This is a genomic window from Pseudomonas sp. BNK-45, from assembly GCF_047456255.1.
In the GTDB taxonomy this organism is placed as follows: domain Bacteria; phylum Pseudomonadota; class Gammaproteobacteria; order Pseudomonadales; family Pseudomonadaceae; genus Aquipseudomonas.
Genome location: NZ_CP179909.1, coordinates 1,962,823 through 1,980,591, shown reverse-complemented (window position 1 = coordinate 1,980,591; position 17,769 = coordinate 1,962,823). Strand labels below are relative to the sequence as shown.

Sequence of the window (17,769 nt, the reverse complement as noted above, 5' to 3'; positions counted from 1 at the left end):
CGCCGAAGGTCCTCAAGCCTTCAGCCGAGCCTCGGGGAAGTCCGCCTCGAGCTCGGCCTTGAGCCATTGGATAAACCATTCCACATCCTCGGACCATTCAACGTCCGGGGTCAGTACGCGGTAGCTTTCCAGCTTCACCTGATCGTCCAGCACCCGCACCAGGGTGCCGGCCTTGAGCTCCTCGCGCACCAGCACTTCATTGGCCAGGGCAATGCCGCCGCCGCTTTCGGCCACCGACAGGGCGTGGTCGTTGTTCACGTAGATCAGGTCGGACGTGAGGTGGATATCCAGGCCATTGGCGGCGAACCACAGGTTCCACCACTCGCCGTCATCGAAGTGGATCAGCGCGTGGCGGGCCAGGTCCGCCGGCTCGCGGATCGCCTCGATGCTGGCCAGGTAGGCCGGGGTGCAGATGGGGAACACCCGGGGGCAGATCAGGCTGACCCGCGATTCGGGGTACTGCCCGTCCAGGCCGTAGGCGATCCCCAGGTCGGCACTCTTGGCGTCGACTTCGGTGAAGGTCGAATTCGGTTCGATGGCGAACTTCAGGCCCGGGCGCACATGGCGCAGCGCCTCCAGGCGCGGGGTCAGCCAGCGCTTGGCAAACCCCGGCACCACCATGATCCGCAGCCAGCGCTCGGCGGTCCTGGGCTGGGCTTCGCGCCCGGCCTCGATGATCAACTGCAGGGCCGCGGCGATCTTGCGGTGGTACTTCTCCCCCGCCGGGGTCAGGATCACCCCGCGCGAGGTGCGTTCGAACAACTGCACGCCGAGCCAGTCCTCCAGCAGCTTCACATGACGGCCGATGGCCGGCTGGGTGACATGCAGCGACCTGGAGGCTTCGACATAGCTGCCCAGGCGGGCCGCGGCATCAAAAGCCCGCACCGCATTCAACGGTGGCAAACGCTGTTCGGCCATGGTTTAGCCCGCCCCTTGCTATTAAATTATTTAACAGCTGGTATGTTAAAATTGATGTTTCGCCCCCGCAACCCCTCACTGATAATCAGCCCCAGCAGAACCATAAGAACCCGCGAAAAGCCGCCAAAAACAGGCTTCCCACGCATCCGAACACATCTCGATCCTGCCCTAAGAAAAACAATATCCATGGCCTGCACGACAGCCCATGGGGGAATCGGAGGTAAGGTATGAATGCCCTGCATTCGCTGCAAACACTGGCGGTGTCCATCCGCTCGGTGCGCAAGGTCTACGGCGATCCACACAGCGGCCCGGTGGCCCTGAAGCACATCGACCTGGACATCCGCGACAACGAATTCTTCACCCTCCTGGGGCCCTCCGGCTGCGGCAAGACCACGCTCTTGCGGATGATCGCCGGCTTCGAATTCCCGACCCAGGGCGAGATCCTCCTCTACGGCGAGAACATCGCCGAGCGGCCGCCCTTCGAGCGTCCGGTGAACACCGTGTTCCAGCATTACGCGCTGTTCCCCCACATGACCCTGGCCGAGAACCTGGCCTTCGGCCTGGAGTCGCGGCCCATGGGCCAGGTGCTGAGCAAGGCGCAGATCGCCGAACGGGTGCGCGAGATGCTAGCCCTGGTGCAGATGGAGCGCTTCGCCGGGCGCAAGCCCAACCAGCTCTCCGGCGGCCAGCAGCAACGCATCGCCCTGGCCCGGGCCCTGGCGCCCCATCCCAAGGTGCTGTTGCTGGACGAACCGCTGTCGGCCCTGGACCTCAAGCTGCGCCAGGCCATGCGCGAAGAACTCAAGGCGATCCAGGCCAAGACCGGCATCACCTTCATCTTCGTCACCCATGACCAGGAAGAAGCCCTGACCCTGTCCGACCGCATCGCCGTCCTGTCCGAAGGCGAGGTGCAGCAAGTGGGTCGCCCGGAAGAGATCTACGAGCAGCCGCGCAATCGCTTCGTCGCCGACTTCATCGGTGAAACCAACTTCATCCAGGCCCAGGTCAAGCGTATCGAGGCCGGCCTGGCCTGGTTCAGCGGGCCCGCCGGAGAAGCCCTGCCAGCGCAACCGTGCAGCGGGGTCAAGATTGGCCAGCAGGTCACCCTGTCCGTGCGCCCGGAGCGCCTGCACCTGCGCAGCGAAGCCGTGGAAGGGGCCCTGGCGTGCCGCATCGAGGCGCAGATCTACCTGGGCACCGACCTGCAATACCAGGTCAGCCTCGGCGACGGCACGCGCCTGACCGTGCGCACGCCCAACAGCCTCGAACAGCATCCGCGCCTGAGCGTGGGCAGCCATGCCGGGCTGCTGTTCGAACGCGGCAGCGCCAGCGTCCTGCTGGATTGACCACGAGGATTCGCCATGCACGCCTCATCGATTTCCCAGCACCTGGAACGGCGCAAGGCCCTGCGCAGCGTTCTCGGAGTCAGCCCGGCGCTGATTGCCATCGGCCTGTTCCTGATCGTGCCGATCCTCATTGTCATCGGCTATTCGCTGATGGAAGCCAACCCCTACGGCGGTGTAAACAAGGTTTTTAGCAGCGACGCCTACACCGCCCTGCTGTTCGAACAGCAACTGGATGACAGCCTGGCCTTCACCGACTCCTACCTGCTGATTGCCCTGCGCTCGATCGGCATCGCCGGGCTGACCACCCTGATCACCCTGCTGATCGGCTTTCCGGTGGCGGTGTGGCTGGCCATGCAACCGGTGCAGCGCCGGGGCCTGCTGATCTTCCTGATCACCGTGCCGTTCTGGGCCAACCTGCTGATCCGCACCTACGCCTGGATCCTGCTGCTGCGCAACACCGGGGTGATCAACAACAGCCTGATGGACCTGGGGCTGATCCACGAACCGTTGCAGTTGCTGTACACCGACGGCGCGGTGCTGCTGGGGCTGGTCTACACCTACGCGCCCTTCGTGGTGCTGCCGATCTACGCCACCCTGGAAAAGATGGACATCCGCCTGCTGGAAGCCGCCCAGGACCTCTACGCCGGGCGCTGGCGCACCTTGCGCAAGGTGGCGCTGCCGATCGCCAAGCCGGGGATCTTCGCCGGGGCGATCCTGACCTTCGTGCCCTGCCTGGGGGCGATGATCGCCCCGGAACTGCTGGGCGGCGGCACCCGGATGATGCTCGGCAACCTGATCTTCCGCCAGTTCAGCGACGCCCGTAACTGGCCCTTCGGCGCCGCCCTGTCGCTGGTGCTGATGGCCGCGGTGATGCTGGTACTGACCGTCTACGCCCTGCGCGCCCAACGCCAGCGAACCCTTCAGGAGGGCGCATGATGATCCGCCTGTTCAAACGCAACGGCCCAGGCGTCCAGGACTTTCCCGGCTTCGGCGGCTTCAGTTTCCTGTTCTACCTGTACCTCTACGCGCCGATCCTGGTGCTGGTGGTGTTCTCCTTCAACGCCAACCAGTCGGCCACGGTGTGGAGCGGCTTCAGCCTCGACTGGTACCGCGCAGCGTTTGCCAACCAGGCCCTGCGCCAGGCGGCGGGCAACAGCCTGCTGATCGCCGTGTGCGCCAGCATGGCGGCCACGGCGATTGCCACCCTGGCGGCCCTGGGCACCTCACGCGGGGCGAAGTTCAAGGGTCTGCAACTGTCCATGGGCGCCATCATGCTGCCCCTGGTGCTGCCGGAAATCGTCGTCGGCGCGGCCACCCTGGCGCTGTTCTCGACGCTGGGGCTGTCCCTGGGCTACGGCAACCTGATCATCGCCCACACGGTGTTCTGCATCCCCTTCGCCTACTTGCCGATCCGCGCCCGCCTCAACGACATGGACCTGTCCCTGGAGCACGCCGCCGCGGACCTGTACGCCGGCCCCTGGCGCACCTTTCGCAAGGTGACCCTGCCACTGCTGATGCCGGGGATCGTCTCCGGGCTGATGCTGGCCTTCATCGTCTCCCTGGATAACTTCGTGATCTCGATGATGGTGTCCCAGGCGGGCACCACCACCCTGCCGATCTTCATCTTCGGCCTGTTGCGCATGGGCGTGACACCCGACGTCAACGCCGTGTCGACGCTGATCCTCGGCGTCTCGGTGCTGTTCGTCAGCCTCTCTTACCTGTTGAGCAAGAAACACCCTTGAACCGTCCACTGACCTTGGGGAAATGCCATGAGCAAGTTGATCGCAAGTCTGGGAACCTCGCTGCTGCTGAGCCTGCCACTGGCGGTGCAGGCCGCCGAGAAACTCAACGTCGTGAGCTGGAGCGGCTATTTTTCGCCGGAGATTCTCGCCAAGTTCCAGAAGCAGACCGGCATCGAGGTCACGGTGGACTCCTACGACTCCAACGAAACCCTGCTGGCCAAGCTGAAGCAGGGCGGCACCGGTTATGACGTGGCGATCCCGTCCCACCAGTTCATTCCGATCCTGATCCAGGAGCAGTTGCTGGAACGCTTCGATCCGGCCCAGCAGCCCTACTACGCCGGCGTGGTCGACAACCTGAAAAAGCCCACCTGGGACCCTGAAGGCGCCTACTCGGTGCCCTTCATCTGGGGCACCACCAGCGTGGTGCTCGACGGCGAACGCTACAAGGGCCCGAGCGACAGCTACAAGGTGCTCTACGAGCCGCCGGCAGAGCTGCAGGGGCGGATCAACATGTTCGACTCGGTGAGCGAAGTGATCGACATGGCCAGCCTGTACCTGAACATTCCGCTGTGCAGCGAAGACCCCAAGCAGATGCAGCAGATCCTGGGCCTGCTCAAGGCGCAGAAGCCCTACGTCAAGACCTACAGCTCCAAGGCCGGGGCGATCCGCGAGAACCTCGCGGCCGGGGAAATCGACATGTCGATGTTCTGGGGCGGCTCGTCGATGCGCGCCCGGGAGATGAAGCCCAGCCTGAAATACCTCTACCCGAAAGAAGGCGTGCTGGCCTGGGTGGACAACATGGTCATCCCCAAGGGCAGCAAGCACCCGGCGAACGCCAAGGCCTTCATCGCCTTCCTCAGCCAGCCTGAGAACGCCGCCATGACCCAGAACTTCCTCAAGCACCAGAGCCCGATCAAGGGCGTCGAACCCTTCCTCGATGCCGGGCTGAAGGATGCCCCCGAGCTGCATATCCCCGAAGGCACCAAGGTGGTCTTCAGCCAGACCTGCGGCGAAGGCGCGATCCGCCTCGCCGACCGCCTGTGGACCAACCTGATGCGCTGACCTGCGTTGACTTCTGCCGCCCCGGCCTGGATGCCGGGGCGTTTCTAAAGCCGTTTGAAAGGCCCCTGCCATGATCGCCAATCCCCCCAGCGAGCTGGTCCTGCTCCAGGCCCATGAACTCGCCGAGCGTATCCGCCTGCGTCAGGTTTCCTGCCGGGAAGTGATGCAGACCTACCTTGCCCACATCGAGCGCTACAACCCCCTGGTCAATGCCCTGGTCAGCCTGCAACCGGCCGACAGCCTGCTGGCCCAGGCCGACCAGCGCGACGCCGAACTGGCCCGTGGCGACTATCGCGGCTGGATGCACGGCCTGCCCCACGCGATCAAGGACCTGTCCCTGACCCAGGGCATCCGCACCACCCTGGGCTCGCCGCTGTACCGGGATTTCATCCCCGAGCGCGACGGCATCATGGTGGAACGGATCAAGGCCGCCGGGGCGATCATTATCGGCAAGAGCAACACCCCGGAATTCGGCCTCGGCTCGCAGACCTACAACCCGCTGTTCGGCGCCACCGGCTGTGCCTATGACCCAAGCAAGACCGCCGGCGGCAGCAGTGGTGGTGCCGCCGCGGCGCTGGCCCTGCACCTGGTGCCGGTGGCCGACGGCAGCGACATGATGGGCTCGCTGCGCAACCCGGCGGCCTTCAACAACATCTTCGGTTTCCGCCCGTCCCAGGGCCGGGTGCCCTTCGACGACAGCAGCGACCTGTTCATCGACCAGCTCGGCTACGAAGGCCCCATGGCCCGCAGCGTGCGCGACGCAGCGCTGCTGCTGTCGGTGCAGGCCGGCGGCGATGCGCGGGCGCCGCTGTCCATCGCCGAATCGGGCCAGGGCTTCGCCGCGCCACTGGAGCGCGACTTCAAGGGCACGCGCCTGGGTTGGCTGGGGGACTTCAACGGTTACCTGCCGATGGAAAAAGGTGTGCTGGAACTCTGCGAACAGGCCTTGGGCGATTTCCGCAGCCTGGGCTGCAGCGTCGAACCGGCCAGCCCGGACTTCGCCCCCGAGCGCCTGTGGAGCAGTTGGCGCACCCTGCGCCACTGGATGGTCGCCGGGTCCCTGGGCAGCGCCTATGCCGACCCGCACAAGCGTTCACAGCTCAAGGCAGAAGCCATCTGGGAAGTGGAGAACGGCCTCAAGCTGTCCGCCAGCCAGGTCTTCGACGCCTCGGTGATTCGCAGCGACTGGTACCGCGCCATTTCAAAGCTGTTCGAACGCTTCGACTACCTGCTGCTGCCCAGCGCCCAGGTCTTCCCCTTCGACAAGAACACCCCTTGGCCGTGCAGCATCGAAGGCGCGGCCATGGACACCTATCACCGCTGGATGGAGGTGGTGATTCCCGGCACCTTGTCCGGCTGCCCGGTGGCCAGCGTGCAGGCCGGCTTCAATGCCGACGGCCTGCCCATGGGCCTGCAGATCATCGGCAAGCACCAGGCCGACTTCGCCGTCCTGCAACTGGCACACGCCTACGAACAGGCCAGCCGCTGGTTCCAGCGCTGCCCATCGCCACTGATTTCGGGGGGGAAGGGATAAACGGTTGATAGCGTAGATAATTTTTTTATAAAAACGCTTGACGCATCGTCGTTCCGAGCGAATAATGCGCGCCACTTGGCTACATAGCTCAGTTGGTTAGAGCATAGCATTCATAATGCTGGGGTCCGGGGTTCAAGTCCCTGTGTAGCCACCAAGTACTAAAAACGGCTTACCGCAAGGTAAGCCGTTTTTTTATGCCCGCGAAAAAGTACCGGGGATTACGCCGCATTGATCCACAAACGCGACACCCGCATTGAGCACCGCCACTGGCTGGGATAGAACACTCCGGCAGTGTGTGTGAGAGCTGCGCCATCCTCACTTCAAGGGCTCGATAATGACAATAAAAAACCACGCAACTTCAGTCGCCCCCTGGCTGTTCTCGCTTCTGGCAATCGCCTGTACTCCAGCCTTCGCCGAACAGGCACCTACCCCGCCTTCCAACCTGTTGACCGCCGCCGTGGCCTGGAAGCAGACCGCCGCCGAATTCGAGGCGCTGTACTACCAGGGCTTCAACATCGCCCGCCTGCAACTGGACCGTGCCCTGCAGGAGCACAAGGCCGGCGACCGGCCGCTGGCGATCATCAGCGACGTCGACGACACCGTGCTCAGCAGCAACAGCTACTGGGGCTACATGATCAATTCGGGGAAAGAGTTCTTCGACGACGAGGCCTGGGACAAGTGGGTCGCGGACAATGGCCCGGTGGCCACTCCGGGCGCCGTGGAATTCCTCAAGTACGCCCAGTCCAAAGGCGTCGAGGTGTTCTACGTCACCAGCCGCGACCAGGGCGAAAAGACCTACGACTACGCTCTGGCCAACCTGCGCAAGAACCAGTTGCCCTACGCCGATGAACAGCACCTGACGGTGTACCGCGACAGCTCCAACAAGGAGCCACGGCAGCAGGAAATCGCCAAGGACCACAACGTGGTGCTGATGCTGGGCGACAACCTCAACGACTTCAAACGCAAGTACTACGTAGCCGACGTCAAACAGCGCAGCAGCCTGATGACCGAGGACAAGGAACAGTTCGGGCGCAAGTTCATCCTCTTCCCCAACCCCACCGACGGCCATTGGTTGAAAGCAATCTTCGGTGATTCCGAACCGCCGGCCACGCCGGAAAACCGCGCCAAGTTCAAGGCGGCGGCCGGAGCTAACGCCTGGCAGGTGAAAGACTAACCACGCAACACCACAGCCCCCGCACAGGGGTGGTCATGGCTCCCTTCGAGCCATGACCCGCTACAGCGACCATCGCACCGTCACCATGGCATTGCGCGGTTCACCATAGATGTCATTGCCGTAGTAGGTATTGGTGCTGATGCTCTGGTAGTACTTCTTGTCGAAGACGTTGTTCAGGTTAAGCCGAAACTCAAGGTGTTCGGACGCCTGATAGCGAGTCATCAGGTCCACCAGGGCATAGCCTTTCTGTTCGACGTACATCGGCGTGCCCGAGTCGTAGAAATTCACATCCTTGTTGTAGATCCGGTTCTGGCTATAGAGCCCCCCGCCCACAGTCCAACGATGCAAGTCTCCCGGCAGTTGGTAAGTGGTAAAGGCCTTGAACACGTGACGTGGAATATCGGTGTCGAACAGGCGGCCAACATTGTCCTCGTTGCTGTCCTTGCGATACTTGGCCTGGGCATAGGTGTAGCCCGCCCCCAACTCCCAACCCGGCGCCAGCTTACCGTTGACCTCAAGCTCGATACCTTCGCTGCGCACCTCGCCGCTGGCTTCGTAGCACTGCAGGCTGGAGCACTGAGCGCTGACCACCTGCTTGGCGCGATTGACCTGGTCGATCCTGAACACCGCAGCGCTGGCGGTCAGGGCCCCCTCGAAGTATTCGCCCTTGATGCCCGTCTCGTAGTTCTTGCCGACTACGGGCTTGATCAAGCCACCGGAGCTGTCCACTTCCGCTTGTGGGCTAAAGACATCGGTGTAGCTGACATACACCGAGTGATGGGCGTCAAGGTCGTAGACCATGCCGGCATAGCGGGTGAGGTTGCGGGTGACCTTGTAGTCGGTGCTGGAGGCGGTGCGCACCCCGGCAAAGCGCGTATCCACATCGTAGTCGTACCAGTCCAGGCGTCCGCCCAGAATCAGGGTCAGGGGCTCGGCGAGGCTGAAACGTGAGGTGAGGTAGAAGCTTTTCAGCTCGGAGTTGCGCTCCTGGCGCCAGTAATCCAGGTCCATCTGCGGCTTGGGCACGCTATGGGGATCGGGACGGTAGATGTTGGTCCGCGTCTCGTTGTCCTGGAAATTGCCCTTGCCGCGAAAGGCCAGCTCACGCTGACTGGCCCCCACCACCAGCTCATGCTCACGCCCGAACAGGGCAAACGGCCCGGAAGCGAAGAGGTCGTAGCTGCCTTGCTGATCCTTGTAGTGGTACTGACCGACGTACTGGCCGAACTCGTCGAAATCGGCGCCGAAACGCTCGGTCATCGAACCGAGCATCTGCAAGTCGGACCAGGACTTGCTGGCCGACAGCAACAATTTCCAGGCGTTGTCGAAGCGGTACTCCAGGCGACCAAAGGCCGTGACGTTGTTCTGGTCCCAGTACTCCCAGTCACTGCCCAAATAGGCCGAGCGCGACAGGGGCAGGTGCCGGCCGTCAATCGCCGCAGGCAGCCCGCCCCAGGTCGTGGTGGTGTGCGACGCCTGATTGGTAGCGCCCACGGTCAGCGTGGTGTTGTCATTCAAGTCGGCCTCGACAATGCCGTAGAACACCGAACGCTCGGCATCGGCCACGTCCTGGAAACTGTTCTTGCTCTGGTAGGCAGTCACCAGGCGCCCGCGCAACGTGCCACTGTCATTGAGGGCACTGGAGGCATCGATTTCGCTGCGGTAATTGTCCCAACTGCCGGCACTGGCAGTGATGCTCAGACGCGGTGCGGCAGTGGGCCGCTTGCGTACCATGTTGATCGCCGCCGAGGGGCTGCCCGTCCCCTGCATCAGGCCAGCGGCGCCACGCATGACTTCGACCCGATCGAAGATCGCAGTGTCGGCCGCAGTGCTCATGTCCCGGCTCAGGTAATGCGACATGTCGTTGGCCAGGCCATCGACCATGAGGTTCTGTACTTCAAAACCCCGCGAATAGAAAATCGGCCGCTGGGGTCCGTCCTTGGTGATGGAAATGCCCGGGGTGCTCTTGAGCACATCCTCCAGGCTTTGCATGTTCTGATCGTCCATGCGCTGGCGGGTGACCACGGTCACCGACTGTGGAGTCTCGCGAATCGACAGGGCCAGCTTGGTGGCCGTCTGCATGGCACCGGTGGTGTAGGAACCGGTGTCTTCGGTGGTGGTACCCAGAGACACGCCGGTGATCTGGGTCGGCCCCAGATGCAGCGCCGCCCCCGTCGGCAACTTGACCAGGGTATAGCGCGCCGGGCCTTCCTGGCGCAGCTGCAAGCCACTGCCGGCCAACAGCTGCGCCACGCCCTGACTGAAGGAATAATGGCCCTTGAGCCCCTGGGTAACGAGCCCCTGGGTCTGACTGGAGCCAAAGGACAGGGTAACCCCGCTGGCCGCGGCAAACTCGCTGAGCGCAGTACCCAGTGCCCCTGGCGCAATGTTGAATTCCTGCGCTTCGCCCACCGCCTCCTGGGCCAGGGCCAACGGCGCAACACAGGTGGCCGCCAGCAGCGTGCCAAGGGTGATGCTCAACGCCTTGCGATTGAAACTGCGCCGCAAGGCGGCCTGGGTGAAACGACTCCGGTGGCTCATGTACGCGTCCTATGCCATAGCAGTAAAGGCGGCTGATTGACCGCTCTACTGATGAGCCGAACGCCAGGCGGAATCGGCAAGGCGCATTGACGATTTTTCTTCAAGCGACCATTCGCCCGTCACGCTTGCACACGCACCCAGTACCTGGAAAACCGGCGCACCCTCACCGGCAACGACAATGGCAGGTTGGCCAGCACCCCATCGATATCATCCAGGCGGAAGGCCCCGCTGATGCGCAGTTGCGCAACTTCATCCGCACACCCCAGGTAGCCAGGGCGGTAACGACCCAGCTCACGGATGAAATCCGCCAGTCGCCAGTCAAGCGCCACCAACTGGCCCCGGACCCAGGCACTCTCGGCATTGTCCGCCACCCGCAGGGCACCCATCTGCCCGGAGCCGAAGGTCAGCGCCTGGCCTTCGGCGACCCTCCGGGCATGTTGCGGATCATCGTTCAGGCGCACCTCCACCGCATGTTGCTGAACCGATACTTGGCTGAAGGCCGGCTCCAGGCGCACATCGAAACGGGTGCCCAGGGCCCGGATGCGGCCATGGGCAGTTACCACCAGCAAAGGACGCGCCGGGGCCCGGTCTGCGGCCGTGGTGACCTGGATCTCGCCCTGACGCAGGAAGATCAGCCGTTCTTCATGGCTGTAGGCAACGTCGACCCGGGTATCGGTATTGAGGTGCAGCCGCGTGCCGTCGGCCAGCAGCTCTTCCCGGCGCTGGCCGGTGCGCGTGGCGAAGTCGGCGCTGTAGGGAGACAGCCGATAGCCGCCCAGCAACGCCGAGCCGCCAGCCATCAGCAGCAGTACCTTGAGGCCCTGGCGGCGCTGGATGCCCATTTCCGACAAGACCGGCAAGGCAATATCCTGCGGGACCCCACGCAACTGCTGTTGCAGCCTTTGCACCCGGGCCCAGGCTCGCGCATGTTGCGCATCGGCGCCAAGCCACTGCTGCCAGGCCTGTTGCTGCGCCGCGCTGACCTGTTGATCGTTGAGGACCAGGTACCAGTCCACCGCTGCCTGCAGGTGGGCCTTGTCCAGGGGAGGAGGCGACGGCACGTTCAATCGTCCATCAGTTGTATGCATTGCAGCAGTGCCTTGCCCAGATGATTCTTGACGGTGGTCACCGACACCCCCAACTGCCGCCCGACCTGCACATAGCTCAGGCCGTCCAGCTGCACCATGAGGAAAATCTGTCGGGTGCGCGTGCCCAGTCCATCGAGCAAGGCATCGATGGCCAGCAATGACTCGATGATCAAATGATGGGTTTCAGGTGAAATATCCTGGGGCTCCGGACGTGCCGCCAAAGCCTCCAGATAGGCCTGTTCCAGAACTCTGCGGCGCGCCTTGTCGATCAGCAGGCCGCGGGCGATGGTCGCCAGGTAATGACGGGGCTCTCGCAGTGCCGGCAACTGGCGCAGCGACAGCATCCGCACGAAGGTGTCCTGGGCCAGGTCTGCGGCATCGGCACAGTTGCCGGTGCGGCTGCGCAACCAGCCCTTCAACCAGCCGTGGTGGGCGCCATACAGATCTTCGATCTCCAGCGATATTGAAGCCTTGACCCCTGCGTCCATGATTGACCGTCGCTAATGATAATATCTCTCATTATTATCCAGCCGTTTTTTCATGACAACAGAGCGCCCTTCCCGGCAGACCTGAATGCCGCATGCCTGGCCTTTCCGGAAAAACCGCAGCACGCTGCGGTTTTTCCACCCAGGTCAGTTGAAGGGTTGTGGGCGCGGTGTCTGCGCCGAGGACGGCGGCAGGATCGGCAGCTTGAAGTCCGGTTGATCGCCGGTCAGGGTCTCAAGGAAGGCCACGATCTGGCCGACCTCCTCAGTGCCCAGCTTGCGCCCCAGTTGCAGCCGGGCCATCACGTCCACCGCCTCTTCCAGCGTCCAGTAGGCGCCGTCGTGGAAGTAGGGATAGGTCAGCGCCACGTTGCGCAAGGTCGGCACCTTGAACAGCATGCGGTCGGCGTCCTTGCCGGTCAGCCCGGCCACGCCCTGGGCCGGGTTCTGGGTGACGTAGGGTTCGATCATGCCCATTTTCTGGAACGAGCCGCCGCCCACCGCTTCGCCGTTGTGGCAGGCCACGCAGCCGATGGACTTGAACAGTTGGTAGCCCTTGAGCGCGGTGGGGCTGATGGCCGCCTTGTCGCCCTTGAGCCAGCGGTCGAACGGCGCATTGGGCGTCACCAGGGTGGCTTCGAAGGCGGCAATGGCGTTGGTGGCGTCGTCGAAGCTGATCTCATCGTTGCCATACACGCGCTTGAACGATGCTCGGTACTGGGGAATGGAGCGCAGCACCTCCACCGCCAGTTCATGGGTAAAGCCCATCTCCCCCGGGTTGGTGATCGGACCGCTGGCCTGCTCCTGCAGCGTGGCCGCGCGGCCATCCCAGTACTGCGCAAAGCTCAGGCCGGAGTTGAGCACCGTGGGCGAGTTGATCGGCCCCTGGTGCCAGTTGTGACCGATGGAGGTGGGCAGGTTGTCGCTGCCGCCCATGCTCAGGTTGTGGCAGGAGTTGCAGGAGATGAAACCGGATTTGGACAGACGCGGGTCGAAGAACAACTGCTTGCCCAACTCCACCTTGGCCACATCGGTGATCTTCGCCGGCTGCACCGGCAGGATCGGCTCGCTCGGCGTCTCCCCCCGTACCTCGCCCCCCAACAGCAATCCGAACACAAGTAACCACTTACAACGGTGCATGGCGTCCTCTCATCAGGCTTATGGTTTGCTGCACCATGTGCCCAACCTCCCCCAGCCGCCCTGACTCAGATCAATCGGTGGCCGGGTGCACGCCTGCCTGCGACCCTATGTACAGGGCCGCTGAGCAGCGCCTTGCCACTGGCCCAGCGCACGGTCATGGCCACCTGCCGGCCCTGCTGTCGGCGCCACTGCTGTACATTCCCCTCCACGGACGACACCTCATTTCCCAGTGAACGGAGCTCAACGCGTGTTCTCGATCTTCCCTCCCCGTCACCCCCGACTCCTCAGCATCGGCCTGCTGGCCGCCGCCCTCAGCCTCAGCGCCTGTAACAACCCGCCCTCTTCCACTGCCCTGCCTGCCGCTCCGGAAATCGCTTCGGGGTACCGCACCGACATGCAGACCCGGCACGCCGACAAACACATGGCGGCCGCCGCCAACCCGCTGGCCGCCGAAGCCGGACGCGAGATGCTGCGCCAAGGCGGATCGGCCATCGACGCGGCGATTGCCATGCAAGCGGTGCTGACCCTGGTGGAGCCGCAGTCCTCGGGGATCGGCGGCGGCGCGATGATCGTGCTCTGGGACGGCAAGGCCGTGCGCACCTATGACGGCCGGGAAACCGCACCCGCTGGCGCCACCGAGACACTCTTCCTGCAGGCGGACGGCAAGCCGATGCCCTTCCCTCAGGCGCAGATCGGCGGCCGCTCGGTCGGCACCCCAGGCGTACTGCGGGCCCTGGAAATGGCCCACCGGAAACACGGGCGCCTGCCCTGGGCGCAGCTGTTCGAGCCGGCGATCCGCCTGGCCGAGCAAGGCTTCGCCATCTCGCCACGGCTGCACACCATGATCAGCGCCGACCCGTTCCTGGCGCGCTCGCCGGACATGGCCGCGTACTTCCTCAATGCCGACGGCACGCCGAAAGCCGTGGGCACCTTGCTGAAGAATCCACAGCTGGCCGCCGTGCTCAAGCGCATCGCCCAGGAAGGCCCGGACGCCCTGTACACAGGCCCGGTGGCCGCAGAAATCGTCGCCAAGGTCCAGGGCCACGCCAACCCCGGCAGCCTGTCGCTCAACGACCTGCAAGGCTACCGCGCCAAGGAACGCGCGCCGCTGTGCAGCGACTACAAACGCTGGCAGGTGTGCGGCATGCCGCCGCCCTCTTCCGGCGGCGTGGCGGTGGCGCAGATCCTCGGCACCCTGCAAGCCCTGGAACAACGCGACCCGCGCTATGCCCTGGCCAACCTCAAGCCGCAGCAAACCAACCTGCCGGCCGGCCTTGAGCCTGCGCCGCAAGCGGTGCACCTGATCGCCGAAGCCGAGCGCCTGGCCTACGCCGACCGCGGCCTGTACGTGGCCGACAGCGACTTTGTGCCCGTGCCGGTGGCCGGCCTGATCGCCCCGGACTACCTGGCCCGGCGCGCCGCCCTGATCGGCGAACGCAGCCTGGGCAAGGCCGAGCCGGGCCAGCCCCGGGGCATCCAGGTGGCCTACGCCCCGGACCGTTCGCCCATGCGCATTTCCACCTCACAAGTGGTGGCGGTGGATGACTTAGGGGGCGCGGTGTCCATGACCACCACGGTGGAAGCGGCCTTTGGTTCGCACCTGATGGTCCAGGGCTTCATGCTCAACAACCAGCTGACCGACTTCTCCTTCATCCCCGAGGAAAACGGCCAGAAGGTGGCCAACCGCGTCGAACCGGGCAAGCGCCCGCGCTCGTCCATGGCCCCGACCCTGGTCTTCGACCGCGCCAGCGGCGAACTGCTGGCCAGCGTCGGCTCCCCGGGCGGCTCGCAGATCATCGAGTACGTGGCCAAGTCGCTGGTGGGCATGCTCGACTGGAACCTCGACCCGCAAGCCGCCGTCGGCCTGCCCAACTTCGGCAGCCGCAACGGCCCGACCGAACTGGAGAAGGGCCAGTTCAGCCCGGCCCTGAAGCAGGCACTGCAAGCTCGGGGACATGAGGTCAACGAGATCGACATGACCAGCGGCACCCAAGCCATCGTTCGCGTGCGTGATGCCCAGGGCAAGGCCTCCTGGGCCGGCGGCGCCGATCCACGGCGCGAAGGGGAAGCGCTGGGGGATTGAGGGTTATCGGATGAACCCGAGGGCTGGCCGTGAGGCTGGCCCTTTTTTGTGGGCGGGGAACACGGGCACTGTATGCAAAATTTCGCGGCGGTCTGTGTCTGACCCGGCCCGGGGATCTGCCCTAGCATCGTCCCTGTCCAGCGAGGAACCGACGATGAACGAAATTGCCGCCAACCTTGATCTCCCGGGCCTGAGCCCACGCCCCCTGATACCCCAGGACCTTGAACTGATCTGCCGCCACCGCCAGGCGATGTTTCTCGATGCCGGCCAGGACCTCTGCACCTTGCAGGTGATGACCGAGCACTTTCGCCCCTGGTTGCGTGAACGCCTGGAGGACGGCCGCTACTACGGCTTCGCCCTGATGGACGCCGAGCAGAGCGTGGCCAGCATCGGCCTGATGAGCATCGACTGGCCGCCCCACCCTTCCCATCCAACCCAGGATCAACGCGGCTATGTACTCAACGTCTACGTCGAACCGGCCTACCGGCGCCGCGGCCTGGCGTCGGCGCTGATGAAACTGGCACAGGCCGAGTTCCGCCAGCGCGGGCTGGGCTTTGCCGTACTGCATGCGACCGAGGCCGGCAAGCCGCTGTATCAGGGGCTGGGTTGGGCCGCGACCAGTGAGATGGCGAAGGTGTTGGAAGCTTGAGTTAGCTGCTCTGGATCATAGAGCCGCACTGAGCAGAGTTGCCCGAGTTTCAGGTCATGCAAAAGGTGACATCGAAGGCATGGATCACACACAAGAAAGCGAATGGGCTGACTGGAAATCAGGACTCCGCTCATTGGCGTTGCAACTCCACGTTCTTAATCTTTCAGGAGTCATCTCCTAGCACCCACCATTGCCGCAAGGTACGTCAAAGACGTAGAATCCTCCCGCATGCTGACGATCATAGAATCTCCGCTGTTTTCCAGACTCTGGCCCGATTACTGGTCCGAAGAAGAGCGTGGAGCGTTCATGACGTTTCTTGCCAACGACCCGGAGTCCGGCGTTGTCATTCCGGGTTCTGGCGGTTGCAGGAAAATCAGATGGAGCGTTGATGGACGTGGAAAAAGTGGCTCGGTGCGGGTCATCTATACCACCCAGCTCGCATGCGGAGCCCTGGTTGCGTTGGTGATCTATGGCAAAGGCGCTACCGAAAACATTCCAGCGCCTGTTCTGCGCAGAATCGCGAAGGAGATGAATCATGCCCCTTACTGAAGAAGAACTATTGGCACGTGATGCCAAGCGCAATATCGGCCAGGAGCTTCTGGACGCGATCATCGATGTCAAAGCCGGCCGTCACGGCAATACCCACAGCATTCCGCTCACCAAGGCCGCCGAAGCCCGCGGTAAAACCGGGTTGTCACAACCCAAGTTTGCCCAACTGCTTGGCGTGTCGGTAAGGACCCTTCAAGAGTGGGAGCAAGGTCGGCGCTCGCCTTCCGGAGCGGCCCGTTCATTGCTGCATATCGCGATGCTCAGGCCCGATGTATTTCGTGAGGTGCTGGCACAACCTCTGTAGCCGCTGCCGCAGGCTGCGACAAGGACCGAAGGGCCTTCGGCGCCAGGGAGATCGCTGCGACCGTTCCGGTCGTTCGCAGCCTGCGGCAGCGGCTACAGGGACGGTTCACAAAATGTCGCAGTAATGCCGTTGCGACTCCCCCTACTCCAACCTATGGTTCGACCGTCGCTGCAAAATCAGCGATCAGGCTTGGCGGCCTGATAGAATCGAGGCGCAACAGCGCCCCCACCAATCATGCAGGCGCTTTTTTTGCGCCCGCATACCTGCGTTATGGCGGGTTGCGTGGGAGAACCTTCGGGTTCGCCGGTTCCTTGATTCCCGGTCCGCCAATCCTGCGCAATCCGCCACCCTGATCTGCTTGGCGGCAGACGGTGACGGTCCTTCGAATCAAGGAGTCGTGACCATGAACTGCTTCTGCAATCTGTTTCCCCCACACCTCCCGTCACACAAAACCGGAGGTGCCCGATGACCACTCAATCGCCCCTGACCACCCTCGGTGAAGTCCGCTTTTCCCAGTGCGGCGAACACCTGCGTCCGCTGTTTCGGGTGAATGCCGACGTGCCGATCAGCGATGCCCTGGAGCACGCCTCGGCGCTGTTGCATCTGGCAAAGCAATTCACCCTGGAGGCGGCCATGGAGCCGGGCTGCGACCGCTATGCTTGGGCGGCACACCACCTGGCAGAGATGGGCAAGGCACTGATGGATGACGTGCACGCCACGCTCTCTGCATGACCTGATCGTCCCTGAGCCGACGTCGCCTGCGCGGGCAGATCCAGCGATCTGCCCGTACGTCGCCTGACGCACTCAGCGACTTGTTTAAGTCCCAGCACGGGACTAGGATCGCGCCATGAGAATTATTGCAGTCAGTCAGTTGAAGGCCTTCTGGGAGAAGTACCCGGATGCAGAGCAGCCTTTACTGGCTTGGGTCGATGAAGCAAGGAATGCCGAGTGGTCCAACCCTGCGCAAATCAAGGACCAATATCGCAACGCGAGCATTCTCAAAAGCCGCAGGGTGGTCTTCAACATCAAGGGCAACGAGTATCGACTGGTCGTTGCCGTGGCCTATCGTTTCGGCGCGCTGTACATCCAGTTCGTAGGCACCCACCGGCAGTACGACGCCATTGATGCCGACAGCGTAGACATGGAGTAACCCA

General features: G+C 63.5%; 17 protein-coding genes and 1 tRNA gene. 13 read left to right on the top strand and 5 right to left on the bottom strand.

Going from position 1 to position 17,769, the window contains the following annotated elements:
• Nucleotides 1-12: 12 nt before the first annotated feature.
• Nucleotides 13-918 carry a LysR substrate-binding domain-containing protein gene (locus ACMGG8_RS09185; protein WP_414159483.1) on the bottom strand — a complete coding sequence of 302 codons (906 nt, stop codon included), beginning with the start codon at nucleotides 916-918 and terminating at the stop codon, nucleotides 13-15.
• Nucleotides 919-1,145: 227 nt separating this feature from the next.
• Between ACMGG8_RS09185 and ACMGG8_RS09180 the strand changes: the two genes are divergently transcribed.
• The 7 genes from ACMGG8_RS09180 (at nucleotide 1,146) to ACMGG8_RS09150 (ending at nucleotide 7,776) form a co-directional block, all read left to right on the top strand.
• On the top strand, nucleotides 1,146-2,264 hold the full coding sequence (locus tag ACMGG8_RS09180; protein WP_414159482.1) for an ABC transporter ATP-binding protein: 1,119 nt from the start codon (nucleotides 1,146-1,148) through the stop codon (nucleotides 2,262-2,264).
• 15 nt (nucleotides 2,265-2,279) lie between these two features.
• Complete coding sequence (locus tag ACMGG8_RS09175) at nucleotides 2,280-3,200, top strand: ABC transporter permease (RefSeq protein WP_414159481.1); 921 nt, start codon at nucleotides 2,280-2,282, stop codon at nucleotides 3,198-3,200.
• Nucleotides 3,197-4,006 (top strand): ABC transporter permease, encoded by an 810-nt coding sequence (locus ACMGG8_RS09170; RefSeq protein WP_414159480.1) that lies wholly within the window; start codon nucleotides 3,197-3,199, stop codon nucleotides 4,004-4,006. The genes ACMGG8_RS09175 and ACMGG8_RS09170 overlap by 4 nt, the downstream gene beginning before the upstream one ends.
• A 27-nt stretch (nucleotides 4,007-4,033) precedes the next feature.
• Complete coding sequence (locus ACMGG8_RS09165; RefSeq protein WP_060841049.1) at nucleotides 4,034-5,068, top strand: extracellular solute-binding protein; 1,035 nt, start codon at nucleotides 4,034-4,036, stop codon at nucleotides 5,066-5,068.
• Between the two features lie 70 nt (nucleotides 5,069-5,138).
• On the top strand, nucleotides 5,139-6,602 hold the full coding sequence (locus ACMGG8_RS09160; protein ID WP_414159479.1) for an amidase: 1,464 nt from the start codon (nucleotides 5,139-5,141) through the stop codon (nucleotides 6,600-6,602).
• A gap of 77 nt (nucleotides 6,603-6,679) precedes the next feature.
• Nucleotides 6,680-6,756 (top strand) — tRNA-Met (locus ACMGG8_RS09155).
• 180 nt (nucleotides 6,757-6,936) lie between these two features.
• A complete protein-coding gene (locus ACMGG8_RS09150) occupies nucleotides 6,937-7,776 on the top strand; it encodes a 5'-nucleotidase, lipoprotein e(P4) family (protein WP_060844615.1) in 840 nt (279 codons plus the stop codon).
• A 60-nt stretch (nucleotides 7,777-7,836) separates the two neighbouring features.
• On the opposite strand, the gene ACMGG8_RS09145 is transcribed toward ACMGG8_RS09150, so the two are convergent.
• The 4 genes from ACMGG8_RS09145 to ACMGG8_RS09130 form a co-directional block, all read right to left on the bottom strand.
• Entirely contained in the window at nucleotides 7,837-10,317 is a 2,481-nt protein-coding gene (locus ACMGG8_RS09145; protein ID WP_060841052.1) for a TonB-dependent siderophore receptor, read from the bottom strand.
• 119 nt (nucleotides 10,318-10,436) lie between these two features.
• Nucleotides 10,437-11,378 carry a FecR domain-containing protein gene (locus ACMGG8_RS09140; protein ID WP_231978981.1) on the bottom strand — a complete coding sequence of 314 codons (942 nt, stop codon included), beginning with the start codon at nucleotides 11,376-11,378 and terminating at the stop codon, nucleotides 10,437-10,439.
• A 2-nt stretch (nucleotides 11,379-11,380) separates the two neighbouring features.
• The gene (locus ACMGG8_RS09135) at nucleotides 11,381-11,893 is read right to left on the bottom strand and encodes a sigma-70 family RNA polymerase sigma factor (RefSeq protein ID WP_060841054.1); all 513 of its coding nucleotides are present in this window, start codon (nucleotides 11,891-11,893) and stop codon (nucleotides 11,381-11,383) included.
• A gap of 144 nt (nucleotides 11,894-12,037) precedes the next feature.
• On the bottom strand, nucleotides 12,038-13,030 hold the full coding sequence (locus ACMGG8_RS09130; protein WP_414159478.1) for a cytochrome-c peroxidase: 993 nt from the start codon (nucleotides 13,028-13,030) through the stop codon (nucleotides 12,038-12,040).
• Between the two features lie 247 nt (nucleotides 13,031-13,277).
• Between ACMGG8_RS09130 and ggt the strand changes: the two genes are divergently transcribed.
• The 6 genes from ggt (at nucleotide 13,278) to ACMGG8_RS09100 (ending at nucleotide 17,765) form a co-directional block, all read left to right on the top strand.
• Complete coding sequence (gene ggt / locus ACMGG8_RS09125) at nucleotides 13,278-15,113, top strand: gamma-glutamyltransferase (RefSeq protein WP_414159477.1); 1,836 nt, start codon at nucleotides 13,278-13,280, stop codon at nucleotides 15,111-15,113.
• Nucleotides 15,114-15,267: 154 nt separating this feature from the next.
• Nucleotides 15,268-15,762 (top strand): GNAT family N-acetyltransferase, encoded by a 495-nt coding sequence (locus tag ACMGG8_RS09120; RefSeq protein ID WP_060841057.1) that lies wholly within the window; start codon nucleotides 15,268-15,270, stop codon nucleotides 15,760-15,762.
• Between the two features lie 228 nt (nucleotides 15,763-15,990).
• Nucleotides 15,991-16,311 carry a transcriptional regulator gene (locus ACMGG8_RS09115; protein WP_172682028.1) on the top strand — a complete coding sequence of 107 codons (321 nt, stop codon included), beginning with the start codon at nucleotides 15,991-15,993 and terminating at the stop codon, nucleotides 16,309-16,311.
• Nucleotides 16,298-16,615 (top strand): helix-turn-helix domain-containing protein, encoded by a 318-nt coding sequence (locus ACMGG8_RS09110; RefSeq protein WP_053153790.1) that lies wholly within the window; start codon nucleotides 16,298-16,300, stop codon nucleotides 16,613-16,615. Before ACMGG8_RS09115 ends, ACMGG8_RS09110 begins: the two co-directional genes overlap by 14 nt.
• A 465-nt stretch (nucleotides 16,616-17,080) precedes the next feature.
• Entirely contained in the window at nucleotides 17,081-17,347 is a 267-nt protein-coding gene (locus ACMGG8_RS09105) for a DUF3077 domain-containing protein (RefSeq protein WP_115580920.1), read from the top strand.
• 115 nt (nucleotides 17,348-17,462) lie between these two features.
• Entirely contained in the window at nucleotides 17,463-17,765 is a 303-nt protein-coding gene (locus tag ACMGG8_RS09100) for a type II toxin-antitoxin system HigB family toxin (protein WP_060844619.1), read from the top strand.
• The last annotated feature ends 4 nt before the right edge of the window (nucleotides 17,766-17,769 follow it).